The sequence below is a fragment of the Marinomonas algae genome, from assembly GCF_047525555.1.
Taxonomy (GTDB): Bacteria; Pseudomonadota; Gammaproteobacteria; order Pseudomonadales; family Marinomonadaceae; genus Marinomonas.
This window is the reverse complement of the sequence record NZ_JBLIXK010000013.1, coordinates 26,401-39,262: the sequence shown is the minus strand read 5'-3', so window position 1 is coordinate 39,262 and position 12,862 is coordinate 26,401. Positions and strand designations below refer to the sequence as shown.

Annotated in this window: 10 protein-coding genes; 4 read left to right on the top strand and 6 right to left on the bottom strand. The window is 43.6% G+C overall.

The window, feature by feature from the left end; genetic code table 11:
* Positions 1–40: 40 nt before the first annotated feature.
* Positions 41–1,255, top strand: coding sequence for an aspartate aminotransferase family protein (locus ACMUMQ_RS14430; protein ID WP_414682661.1), 1,215 nt, complete (start codon positions 41–43; stop codon positions 1,253–1,255).
* Positions 1,256–1,502: 247 nt separating this feature from the next.
* Complete coding sequence (gene sbmA, locus ACMUMQ_RS14425; protein WP_414682660.1) at positions 1,503–2,777, top strand: peptide antibiotic transporter SbmA; 1,275 nt, start codon at positions 1,503–1,505, stop codon at positions 2,775–2,777.
* Positions 2,778–2,881: 104 nt separating this feature from the next.
* Here sbmA and ACMUMQ_RS14420 read toward each other — a convergent pair whose 3' ends face one another.
* From ACMUMQ_RS14420 to ACMUMQ_RS14410, 3 genes are all read right to left on the bottom strand, one after another.
* Positions 2,882–3,091 (bottom strand): hypothetical protein, encoded by a 210-nt coding sequence (locus ACMUMQ_RS14420; protein WP_414682659.1) that lies wholly within the window; start codon positions 3,089–3,091, stop codon positions 2,882–2,884.
* Positions 3,092–3,261: 170 nt separating this feature from the next.
* Complete coding sequence (glnE, locus tag ACMUMQ_RS14415) at positions 3,262–6,189, bottom strand: bifunctional [glutamate--ammonia ligase]-adenylyl-L-tyrosine phosphorylase/[glutamate--ammonia-ligase] adenylyltransferase (protein ID WP_414682658.1); 2,928 nt, start codon at positions 6,187–6,189, stop codon at positions 3,262–3,264.
* Between the two features lie 61 nt (positions 6,190–6,250).
* Positions 6,251–7,204, bottom strand: coding sequence for a CYTH domain-containing protein (locus ACMUMQ_RS14410; RefSeq protein ID WP_414682657.1), 954 nt, complete (start codon positions 7,202–7,204; stop codon positions 6,251–6,253).
* A gap of 128 nt (positions 7,205–7,332) precedes the next feature.
* Here ACMUMQ_RS14410 and argE point away from each other — a divergent pair, with 128 nt between their 5' ends.
* Both argE and argA read left to right on the top strand, forming a co-directional pair.
* Complete coding sequence (gene argE, locus ACMUMQ_RS14405) at positions 7,333–8,502, top strand: acetylornithine deacetylase (RefSeq protein ID WP_414682656.1); 1,170 nt, start codon at positions 7,333–7,335, stop codon at positions 8,500–8,502.
* A complete protein-coding gene (argA, locus tag ACMUMQ_RS14400) occupies positions 8,499–9,821 on the top strand; it encodes an amino-acid N-acetyltransferase (RefSeq protein WP_414682655.1) in 1,323 nt (440 codons plus the stop codon). The genes argE and argA overlap by 4 nt, the downstream gene beginning before the upstream one ends.
* A 69-nt stretch (positions 9,822–9,890) precedes the next feature.
* Here the strand turns inward: argA and ACMUMQ_RS14395 are convergent, their stop codons facing one another.
* The 3 genes from ACMUMQ_RS14395 to ACMUMQ_RS14385 form a co-directional block, all read right to left on the bottom strand.
* Positions 9,891–11,297, bottom strand: coding sequence for a DegQ family serine endoprotease (locus ACMUMQ_RS14395; protein WP_414682654.1), 1,407 nt, complete (start codon positions 11,295–11,297; stop codon positions 9,891–9,893).
* Positions 11,298–11,358: 61 nt separating this feature from the next.
* Complete coding sequence (locus ACMUMQ_RS14390) at positions 11,359–11,826, bottom strand: SoxR reducing system RseC family protein (protein ID WP_317004872.1); 468 nt, start codon at positions 11,824–11,826, stop codon at positions 11,359–11,361.
* Positions 11,819–12,856, bottom strand: a complete 1,038-nt coding sequence (locus ACMUMQ_RS14385) for a MucB/RseB family sigma factor regulatory protein (RefSeq protein WP_414682718.1) — start codon at positions 12,854–12,856, stop codon at positions 11,819–11,821. The genes ACMUMQ_RS14390 and ACMUMQ_RS14385 overlap by 8 nt, the downstream gene beginning before the upstream one ends.
* Positions 12,857–12,862: the final 6 nt, after the last annotated feature.

Sequence of the window (12,862 nt, the reverse complement as noted above, 5' to 3'; positions counted from 1 at the left end):
CGTTACCTCGGCCACCTATTTTTTTAAGAGGAATAAACAAGTGACATTACAAGTAACGAGAGCAACCTTTGATGAAGTAATGGTTCCTAACTACGCACCTTCGGCAATTATTCCAGTGCGTGGCGAAGGCTCTCGCGTATGGGACAAAGAAGGCAAAGAATACATCGATTTTGCAGGCGGCATTGCCGTTACTGCATTAGGTCATTCCCATCCAACTCTAGTCAACGTCATGCGCGAACAAGCTGGACAACTTTGGCACCTAGCCAATGTGATGACCAACGAGCCAGCATTACGATTAGCTAAAAAGCTGACTGACAAAACGTTTGCAGATCGCGTCTTTTTTGCAAACAGTGGCGCAGAAGCAAATGAAGCTGCATTTAAGCTAGCACGTCGTTACGCATTTGATCATTTCGGTCCTGAAAAGCACGAAATCATTGCTTTCAATAAGTCTTTCCATGGCCGTACTTTGTTTACCGTTTCTGTTGGCGGACAAGCAAAATACAAAGAGGGTTTTGAGCCGACACCAGGTGGCATCAAACATTGTGACTACAATGATATTGAGCAATTAAAAGCCATCATCAGTGACAAAACTTGCGCGGTTGTAATAGAGCCAATCCAAGGTGAAGGCGGCGTTATTCCTGCTGATAAAGAATTCGCTAAGCAAGTTCGTGAGCTATGTGACCAGCACAATGCTTTACTTGTTTTTGATGAAGTTCAATCTGGTGTTGGCCGTACGGGTACTTTATATGCCTACGAGCAACTAGGTGTAAAACCAGATGTACTAACGACTGCAAAAGCACTAGGCAATGGTTTCCCTGTTGGTGCTATGTTGGCAACAGAAGAAACAGCGAAAAGCTTAGCCTTCGGTACTCACGGCAGTACTTATGGTGGCAACCCAATGGCATGTTCCATTGCTGAAGCTGTGATTGATATTGTTGATACTCCTGAAGTTCTCAGTGGTATTCAAGAACGTCACGATACTTTTGTTGCAGGTCTAAAAGCCATCAACGAAAAACTTAATGTGTTTAAAGACATTCGTGGTATGGGTCTTTTGATTGGCGCTGAAGTGGTTGATTCTCTTGCTGGAAAAGCAGGGACTTTCGTAACAGCGGCCGCAGCAGAAGGTCTATTTGTTTTAGTAGCTGGACCAAATGTTTTACGTTTAGCTCCTTCTTTGGTTATCCCAAAAGAAGATATTGCAGAAGGCCTTTCTCGTTTAGAAAAAGCCATTGAAAAAGCGATTGCTAACGCATAAGACACTTAATAAAAGTGACTAAGCAGAAACAAAAAATCGAGCCTCGGCTCGATTTTTTTATGTCTAAGTTCGAATAAGACTAAAAATGGGCAAATTTGTTCCTATTGTCGTCTTTTTTGCAGATTCCTTAAAAGCCGGCTGATTGTGCTTATTCATGGACTGGTTTAAGCTCCTATAAAGCGCCATTATACATTTTCGAGTAAATCAATGGCTTACGCACTATTCACCAATATAGAGAAGCTAAACTGTGTTTCAATCTTTCTTTCCCAAACCTAAGCTCTTTTTTATAAGTTTCGCCCTTTGGGCAATTGCATGTGTTCTAGGCTGGTATCTTATTGCCCAAGACCTTGGAGCCAGTTTAAGTTTAGGCTCACTGTTCGGCATTAATTTCCCCAAAGCACTAACCGAAGGTGCGGACGCCGCAGCTCAAGCCGCTTTTGCAAGCGCACAAAGCACCGCGCTAGATATTTGGCTATATCAATACATGATTCTTTGTTACGGATTATTTGTCGGTGCTTGGACTATTTACGGCGGACAAAAGTGGGCGAAATGGTCTGTTTCTGGATCCGCATTAATTGTTTTCATCACTTGGTTTCAAGTACAAGTGAGCGTCATGCTTAACGAATGGTATGGCAGCTTTTATGACCTTATTCAAAAGGCATTGGGCGAGCCAAATAGCATTCCTTTGGCTGATTATTATGCCGAGCTGTCCACTGTAGCAGTCATCATTTTAATCGCCATCACAGTGTCTGTATTAAGTAACTTCTTCATTAGTCATTACGTTTTCCGCTGGCGTACTGCAATGACAAGTTATTACTCCTCAAAATGGGATAAAGTCCGTCACATAGAAGGGGCATCTCAGCGTATACAAGAAGACACCATGCGCTTTGCCTCTATCGTCGAAGGCTTAGGTGTTAGCTTACTTAGATCCGTTATGACTTTGATTGCCTTTTTGCCTATTTTGTGGGGATTGTCTGGCTACGTTAAAGAATTACCATTGATTGGTGAAGTGCCTCAGGCCTTGGTCTTCACTGCAATTATGTGGTCCGTTTTCGGTACACTTTTACTTGCTCTTGCTGGTATCAAACTGCCAGGACTGGAGTTCAAAAACCAGCGTGTAGAAGCCGCTTACCGAAAAGAACTCGTTTATGGAGAAGATCATGCCGACCGAGCAGATCCGATCACTTTAAACGAGCTATTCGACAACGTCCGTAAAAACTACTTCCGTCTGTATGCCAATTATCTCTACTTTAATATCGTGCGATACGGCTACTTAAACGTAGGTCAGTTTGTGCCATTGATTGTGCTTGCGCCTTCCATTATCGCGGGCGCTTTCACCCTTGGTGTGATGCAGCGAGTTATGAATGCCTTTAACCAAGTAGAAAACTCTTTCCAATATTTGATTAACTCTTGGACAACGATTGTTGAACTACTGTCTATTTATAAACGTTTAAAAGCGTTTGAAATGGCCATAAATGAAAACGAAGCCAAGCTAGATTTGGACTCTTCGACCACAGATTAATCAACAAGATTAAAAACACAAAAAATCCCTGATATGTTTCACCATAGCAGGGATTTTTTTAAGTACGTTTTGTATTCTTTGCACTTAACTCTTTAGCTGAATGATCAAACGTTGATGTTGATATTCTGCCCTAAGTTATCTGTCGTTGTATGTGATCCGCTACTTGCTGCCGGTGTTACCGACTCAACAGCTCGCTCCAACAACTCAAGGTTTTGGCTGCCTTCTTGTTGTTGAGCTCGTTTGGCTAAGCTCGCGCTGTATACTTCGCTCGCATAATCCATTCCTGGACCACCGCTTACGCCGTTTACTTCCATTTTCATCTCCTATTCACTCGAAGCCATCAGCTTACTTATGTTAGAGAAAAGATTTATATCCGCATCTAGCTGTCTAATAAATCACCAATTAAAAACAGTATAGCTTTGTAGCGTATAATTTACGACCACCTTTTTGTAACAAAACAGCGCTTCAACGAGTTCCGCTCTCTTTAAATAGAGTCATCTGTCACAAAAGAACCCCAATATTGGCTCATCAGAGTTTGCCTTTGCACCAAGGTATCGTCTTGGACCACTCGACCTTGTTGCTGAAGATTCAATCGATGCGCTCTCGCCCTGTAAAGAGTGTAAGTTTCTATCATCTTTTCTGCTTTGTCTGAATCTAACAACCCAACTTGTGAAGCCGCTTCCAATTGACGAACATTATCCGAGAAGCGCATAAGCTCTGGATATTTGTGAGACCAAGCCAACACCAAATACTGAACCATAAATTCAATATCAATAATGCCACCAGCACCTTGTTTCAGATCGAAGCCTTTGTCTTTACCACCAGTGTCTAAATGAGTCCGCATTTTTTCGCGCATTTTAATCACTTCAGCTTTGAGCTCCTGCTTATCTCGTACCGAAGAAATCACCTCTTTTCGACAAGCCTCAAACTGAGACAGCAAACCAGACTCTCCTGCTAATCCTCTCGCTCTGGTCAAAGCTTGATGTTCCCAAACCCAAGCTTCTCTTTGTTGGTACTCACGAAAAGCATCCAAAGTTGAAACTAACAAACCAGAATTACCAGAAGGTCGTAAGCGCATATCTACTTCGTATAAGCGCCCTGCTGCGGTAAAACTGGTGATCATGTGGATTAATCGCTGCCCTAGTCGTGTATAAAAGGTCAAATTATCCACACTGCGTTCACCATTGGTACTACCCGTTGATTCAGCTCCGTGGATAAACACCAAATCCAAGTCAGAATCATAACCTAGCTCCCAACCGCCAGATTTACCATAACCAATAATTGCCAATTGAGGAGCATGGGATATTTCTCCTCGGCTGACAGGATAGCCATATTTTTTTGTCATGCTATACCATGACTGCTGCAATACTTGCTCTAGCAGCACTTCAGCCAACCAAGTTAAGTGATCACTCACTTTCATAATTGGCAATATATCCGTGATATCACAAGCGGCAATACGCAAGATAATCGAGCGCCTAAACCGACGCATAGCATCCATTTGAGCTTCTTCATCATCTTCCGGTAAACGCAATAAGATCTGCTGTAACTCTTCCACTAACATGGCTTTGTCTGGCGGCGAAAACAGAGTGTTGGCATCCAGTAACTCATCCAACAAAGCAGGTGTTGTTGAAATAGCTTCGGTAAACCAAACACTTTCTCGACATAAACGAATCAGGTGCGTCATGGCCGTCTGGTTTTCACACAACAAAACCAAATAAGCGGTACGACGAAGTACCGCTTCTAAAATTGGAAAAACCCGCTCCAACACCAAATCAGGCTTGTCTTCATTTGCCAGCTGAGACATAAAAGACGCCAAAAATATCGCTAACCTTTCATGTCCAATTGGTTGCATAAAAACAACGGTTCGCGAGCCTAGAAGCTGAGCAATACGTTTAACAACAGCGTCTTTGTCTTGCCAAACAATGTGCTCTATCGCGTCTAAAATGGCTTCTGAATCTTCAGGGTGTTTTATCAACAAGCGCCACGTTTCTTGATGCTTAACCTCTTCTGTACTGTCTTCCCCGTCATCGATGAGATCCACAAAACAAGCGTGAACTTTTTTACGCACTTCCCATAAACGTTCGTCTAATGCTTGCCAAGATGGATAACCTACCATCAGCGCAATACGCAAACGGGCTTTATCACTGTCTGGCAATAGCTGAGTTTGCTCGTCATTAACTGCCTGTAAAGCATGCTCCGTTCGCCTTAGTAATACATACGCCTCTTGAAGCATATTCACTTCTTCAGCAGACAAATAATCCTGCTGAGCAAGATAAGGCAGCACTTTTAACAAAGAAGGGGTTTGTAAACCTTGATCGCGACCGCCGTGCAGAATTTGTAATGCTTGAGCAATAAACTCCACCTCGCGAATGCCGCCCTCGCCAAGCTTGATATTGTGTTCAATACCTTTACGACGAACCTCTTTTGCAATCATTTGCTTTAAATCTCGCAATGCGCCTATCGCGCCAAAATCGAGGTATTTACGGTAAACAAACGGTTTTCGTAAGGCTTCGAACTCGCGAATATCCAATTCACTGCCAGACATTACTCTGGCCTTAATCATGGCGTATCTTTCCCAATCTCGACCTTGATCTTGGTAATAGTTTTCGAGGGAATCCATATTCAACACAAGCGCCCCTGATTGTCCAAACGGACGCAAGCGCATATCGACACGGAAGACAAAACCATCAGCCGTGACTTGATCCAAATGTTGAATCAATTTCTGCCCTAGCTTTGTAAAGTACTCTTGGTGAGAAAGGCTTTTTTTACCGCCTTGTGTGTCGCCATGTTCTCGAAAGGCAAAAATAAGGTCGATGTCTGAAGATAAGTTCAGCTCATGACCACCTAATTTCCCCATCCCAATAACAATTAAGGATTGCGGCAAACCATTGCTGTCTAACGCTCTGCCATACAAGGAAAGATAGTTTTGCTCTGTCCATGCCAAGCTGGCATTCACACAAGCATCCGCCAAACCACTGAGGCGACGAGTCAATTCTGCTAACGGCAAACGTTGCTGAATATCCAAAGCAATAAGACGCACCATCCACCAATGTCGATATAGGCGTAAACGCTTTAGAAGCGAAGCTTCATCAAATTGATCAGATTCACCTTCGGGGCATGCTTCTGCTTCAAGTGCAAAAAACGCTTCTCCTGCCATTAATGCCGCTTGAGAAGGCGACTCAGGCAAGGTTTCAAGAACCAATAAATCATCAAGCCAATGGGGAAAACGCACGCATTGTTGATGTACATAATCACTCAATAGCCAAAGCGGCTCCAAAACCTTAATTTGCTCTTGGTCTAACGGTACCAAACGCGCTCTTTCTCGCGCATCTTGAATGTGCTCCAGCAAGAGCTGAGAATCACTTTGTTCGTAAAAAAATGCGTAACTTGAATTCAAATCAGGTGATATCAAAAGGCGCCCTCAGAAAATAGATCTTTCTCAAGTGAATCGTTATTGTTTTATTGATCGACGTTTAGTCTGTATGAACTTGTTTATTTAGCCATTGCCCAACTTCCAACATGGCGATGCCAACCGATGTCATGCCCATCAGTTTTTTAATCGTAAGCAGCTCTTCTTCCATAAAACATTCGTCCATTTTCCCATCCAAGCTTATCAATTGCTTTTGAAGCTCCACAGGTAAATATTTGCCAAGTTCTTCAATCGAATGACGTACTGGCTGAAGTAACGCTTCATCTTGCATAAAGTGCATGGCTTCCCAATATACGAGCCAGACTTCATACCAGTAAGAAGCCAGCTCCAAGCTAGATGCCATATTCAGAGGCTTTTCTGGAAATTCAATCTGTCCATATTTCAAGCGCACACCTTTTTGTGCCTTTGAAACGGTACTCACTTGTACAGGGATTTTCTGCGCAAGCTCAAGAGCAAAGTGATATAAGCCAGCTTCGCTTCCATCTTTGAGTTCTAGTTCCAACTCACAAATAGAATCCTCACCGTAAGGCGACGTCACCAAGCCGTGATCGCAAACCACTTCCATTGTTGAGCCTTGGGCTTCTATGTTCCAAACCTGTCGCTCAAAGTCTGTTCGATAAACTTCCACAAGCCTATTCGTCCAAGACATGTCTTTTAGCTCATCAGGAAGTGGGACTTCTGCCAATAATGAAAAATCCAGTTGGTCAGAAGGAACCTGCCATTCCCATTCACCACGAGCATGCATACCAACACGGCTGCTGCCGCGCGTTTTTACCGTTTGAATGAATTTGTTATTCACAGCACGAATGCGCATTGCGATCCCGGCTTTCATTAAATCTGCTTCTTCTGTATCGAAGTAAGCATTCATTAACGACAAGGTAGGTTGACGACTTTGCTCTTCATTGTCAGAAAGTGTACAAATTTCATCAAGAAAGTCGCTGGCAGACTTGAGATACTCAGACTGAACCATTAACTTAAGTTCTAGCTCGGTAGCCATAATAGATAAACCTCTAAGCACTTCATTGTTTATTCAACAACAAAGAAAAATATTGTTGTTGTAAGTGTACCAGATGCCTAGCTTCCAGTAGTAATATTAGGGAATCTCTCGGATTCAAGGAAATCCTTATGCCAGCACTTCCATCACTTATCAGTATGATGACGCAATTGATTGCGTCGCCCTCTATCAGCTGTAGTCAAGCAAGTTGGGATCAGTCGAATAAAGGCGTGATTCAGTTGCTCGAAAGCTGGCTTACTTCGCTCGGTTTCGCATGCGAAATCATGCCTTTGCCAGACCAGCCAAATAAATTTAACTTAATCGCGACGCTTGGCAGTGGTGATGGTGGTTTGGTGCTATCAGGCCACACAGACACAGTACCTTACGATGAAGGCCGCTGGCAGTCAGACCCTTTCGCTTTAGAAGAAAGAGACCAAAAACTATACGGCCTGGGTTCTTGCGACATGAAAGGCTTTTTCGCCATTGTGTTGGACACAGTTCAGCAAATGCAGCTTAGCGACTTGAAGCAACCGCTCATCATTCTAGCGACCGCAGACGAAGAAAGTTCCATGTCTGGCGCACGAGTTCTGGCAGAGCAAGGTTCCGTTAAAGCCCGCTACGCCTTGATTGGCGAGCCGACTTCCTTAACGCCAATTCATGCCCATAAAGGCATCATGATGAAACGCATTCAAGTAACAGGGCAAGCTGGCCACTCCTCTAATCCAGCATTAGGTAATAATGCGATGGATGCCATGCATTCCGTTATGTCTGAGCTGATGACATTTCGTAAACAACTTAAAAAACAATACCGTGACGCTAACTTCGTGATTGACTATCCGACCATGAACTTTGGCTGTATTCATGGTGGCGACAATCCAAACCGAATCTGTGGTCGTTGCGAATTAGAATTTGACCTAAGAGCTTTACCTGGCATGAGCAATCAGTCTCTCATGGCAGAAATCGCACAAATATTGCCAAGCATTGAAGAGCGAACAGGCACTACAATTCAGCTAAATAGCCTATTCCCAGATGTGCCCTCTTTTTATACTCCGATTGAATCGGATATCATAAAAGCATGTGAAGCGCTTACTAAGCGTCAAGCCAGTACCGTTGCCTTTGCAACAGAAGGTCCTTTCTTAAATCAAATGGGAATGGAAACTCTAATACTTGGGCCTGGCTCTATTGACCAAGCTCACCAACCAAACGAATTCATGGCGTTGGATCAAATTCAACCTATGCAACAGGTAATACGTGGTTTAATCGAACGTTTTTGCCTTCAATCACACGAGCAGAAAAAATGAGGAACAGCGTGCCTGACGAACTCAACTATGTAGATTGGTTCCGCCATTCATCCCCCTATATCAACGCCCATAGAGGGAAAACCTTTGTCATCTTGATTCCTGGTGAAGCGGTTGAATGCGCTCACTTCTCAAGCATCATCCACGATCTAGCCTTGCTAGACTCGCTTGGTATTCGCTTGGTTCTAGTACAAGGCGCACGCCCACAAATCAGTCGAGTACTTACTAACCGACACTTAACAAGCAAAGTAGAAGAAGACTATCGCGTCACGCCACAAGATCAGCTCCTTGATGTCATCCAAGCTTCGGCTGCCGTACGAGTGCAACTTGAAGCTCAACTATCAATGGGGCTTTCTAATACGCCTATGGACGGCGCTCGCCTCAAAGTGTGCAGCGGTAATTACGTGATTGCGAGACCTTTGGGCGTGGTTGATGGCATTGATTACGGCCATACAGGGGAAGTGCGTCGAATTGATACCGAAGCTATTTTCCGCCTTCTGGAAGATGACAACATGGTGCTGCTGCCACATCTTGGCTTTTCGCCAACAGGTGAAGTATTTAACCTAAAAAGTGAAGACGTTGCCCTTCAAGCCGCAGTTCAATTAGAGGCAGATAAGCTGATCATTTTTTCAGAAGAAGAAGGCATATTTAAAGAAGATGGCGAACTTTACTCAGAGTTACTCACCAAAGACGCAGATCTTATTCTCAAGGAAAGAACACTAAACAGTGTGACTCACGCTGCTTTAGAAGCTTGCGTTCAAGCCGTTCGCCAAGGCCTGCCAAGAGCACATTTGATTTCATACAATGAAAACGGTGGGTTATTAAGAGAACTTTTCACTCGTGAAGGTTCTGGCACCATGATAGACGAAGACAGCTACGAGCAATTACGTCCCGCCCAAATTGATGATGTTGGCGGCATGATGGCGTTACTCGCACCGCTCGAAGAAAAAGGCGTATTGGTTCGACGCTCAAGAGAGTTGCTTGAAAATGAAGTCGATCGTTTCATTGTTATTGAACGAGATGGGGCTATTGTTGCTTGCGCAGCGCTTTATCCTTTTGAGCAAGAATACGCTGGAGAATTGGCATGCTTAGCGGTTTCACCAGATTATAGAGGCTCCAACCGAGGTGAACGCTTACTTAAAGGCATTGAGAAAGCGGCTAAAGCATTGAACCTGTCGACGCTATTCTTATTAACCACAAGAACCGCTCACTGGTTTATCGAACGTGGTTTCAGTGAGACGACATTGGCGACTCTGCCGACCAAAAAACAAGCGCTGTACAATTATCAGCGTAACTCAAAGATTTTCTCTAAAGCGCTTTAGTTTTTGAGCTTTAACCAAAAAAGGAGATCTAATTGGATCTCCTTTTTTATTGGCTAATTTCTTGCCTTATTACTCGATTATCTTAAACGGAATAAACATTGGGTAACCCTGTCTAATAACTCGCATTGGAACAGAGCGACCATTCGGAATGTCTTTCGCTGTAGCAGTAAAGTCAGATACTCCTTCAACGCGTTTACCATTTAACATAGTAATCACATCACCCTGTTGAAGACCATTTCGAGCGGCTGTTCCACCTATAATCTGTTCGATTACAACACCACCTTCGATATCAAACTCTTTTGCCATATCAGCAGGCACTTCACCCACTATCATGCCAAGTCGATTTTGATCCTGTTGTGATTGCGCCAATACTTTAGGGTCACTTGGGCGTTCATCTAATGACACGTTAATAGTTTGCTCTTTACCGTCTCGGTAAACTTTCGCATCGACTTTATCGCCCGCTTTTAGCTGCCCAACCACATAAGGCAATTCGCCAGAGTGTTCAATGTTTTCGCCATTGAACATCATGATGATATCACCAGGTTTCAAGCCTGCTTTTTCCGCAGGAGAATCAGGCAATACACGACTAATCAAGGCACCGTTTGATCGATCCAAACCGAAAGATTCTGCCAAGTCATTGCTGACGTCTTGAATCAATACACCCAACCAAGCTCGAGACACTTTGCCTTCATTTTTTAGCTGATCAGCCACGGACATAGCGACTTTCGATGGAATAGCAAAAGACACACCCATAAAACCGCCAGAGCGAGTGTAAATTTGCGAGTTAATTCCGATCACTTCACCATCTAAATTGAATAAAGGACCACCAGAGTTACCTGGGTTAATAGCAACGTCTGTTTGGATAAACGGCACATAGCTATCAGAAGGTAAATTACGACCAGTCGCACTGACAATGCCCGCCGTCACTGTGTAATCAAAACCGAATGGCGAACCAATTGCCAACACCCATTGCCCCGGTTTCAACTTGTCCGAATCACCCATTTTTACAATAGGAAGATCTTCTGCATCTATCTTCAACAAAGCCAAATCGGTTCTAGGATCAGTACCAACCAACTCAGCCAAGTATTCACGGCGGTCACTTAAACGCACATGAATCACGTCCGCACCATCGATCACATGGTTATTCGTTAGAACATAACCGTCATGAGAAATAATAAAACCAGAGCCTAAAGAGCTTCTTTGTCCTTGTTGAGGCGCTTGCTGACCAAACGGCTGTTGACCAAAAAAGTGCTTAAAAAACTCATTGAGCTCTTCACTATTTGGGCCAAACTGCTGACCATTTTGATTGGCTGTTTTGGTTGTGATTGTTTGCTCTGTACTGATATTCACAACAGCCGGGGAAGCTTCGTCCACCAACTCCGTGAAGTCAGGTAGTGAAGCCGCGTGGGAAAGCATAGAAACCATCATAAAAGTACTGATGACAACCATACTAAGGTGTTTAAGCAATCTGTTCATTGATTGGTCTCCTTAAGACATACCAAGTTCATTACAGTGCCAGGTGAAGATGATTCATCACTTATGACGTTACAACCAAAGGGATTTGGTGATTTTCTTGTGATGCAATTCTGAGAATCTTAGGGTAGTAATCAAGGTTACTTTCTTCCTGTTTGGACTTACGCCTTGCTAATAACAAACCACCCGCAAAACCAATAATCGATAAAATAACCGCGACACCAGATCCGCCTCCCCATATCGAAGGCAGAACAGCACCGCTAACTAAACCAAGCAATGGGATCAAATACATCCAGACAGATGCTTGTAATAAGGTATCTTCAGGTATGCCGACAACGACTTCCTGACCAACTTCCACCATGAATGGGTCAACCGCTCGCATTCTCATACGGTTAGCCGACGACACTTGTGCAATTGCATGATGACCACACCCGTGACGAGCGCGACAAGAAGTACAGCTGCTCGTACGTATGGTTTCTACGTCAGCAAATCCATTCTCTATCGATAGGACTTTTCCAGTTTCTTCAATCATGATCTTGCCTTGGCATAAATACAGACATTAACTTTTCTATGGTTGCTTGTGGGACTTCACCAACCATAGTTAATAGATACAACTGATCTTTTATTGTAAAGCTACGTTCCCCTGCAATGGTGGCACCAGTACGGAAAATCGACATTTCTTTTTCTTTCGTTGCCGGTTCCACAAAAACAGATACGGTTGCCATTCCATCCGATAAAAGCAGCATACTTGTACCATGATTCAGCGCTCTTGCTTCAGGCCAAACCAAGGAAAACCCTGCTGGTAACCAATCAAAGCGCCATAAGTTTTTTACTCGTCTAGGCACGGCTTTTACAACAGGTTCAGAATAACTCCCTTGTTTTGGGGCAAAGTCTTCCCGTTTCAAGTCGGGAGAAAAATTCACCGAGGTAAACTGGATTCTTTCCAACAGTTTGCCATCTTCTTTCATCATGTCGTGTTTCAGTAGAAAATGGTTTTCCTCGTCTAGCCAAAACTCATGACCATAGCGATATTCATCTTTTGGTATCAATCTCACAACAACAGCGTCACGTCCCGCAATTCGGCTGACACCTTGCCCAACAAGCATTTCATAGCCCTTTATTAAGCGATCACTTTCTACGTCTTTAAAACGCTTAAAAGGTGGCACTAATGGCTGGCTCATGTTCGCTACAGACGCATTGGGATAAACACAAATGATTGTGTCATCGACTCGGAGAACTTCAACCTTATCACCATCTAAATCCACTAAACTTTCATATTCGACGCCATCCATAACCCCATGACGAACTCGCATACTGTTCATATTCATGGCTTCTAAATGGATAAAGACTCCATCGTATTTCAACCCTGCAAACGACTGAGTCATATTGCTTAATAGCTCCAGCGCAGAGGAAGATGAAAGTCCTAGAGCATGGCTGTTTTTCGGCTCGTTATGATTATTTGAAGAAAGATCATTCAAAGGCAAACCGCTAGCGGATACAACGCCAGAAATCAGTATGCATGCCAGAAATAGGATAAAGCTTCGTAATTGCAAAACCACCATAGTCAC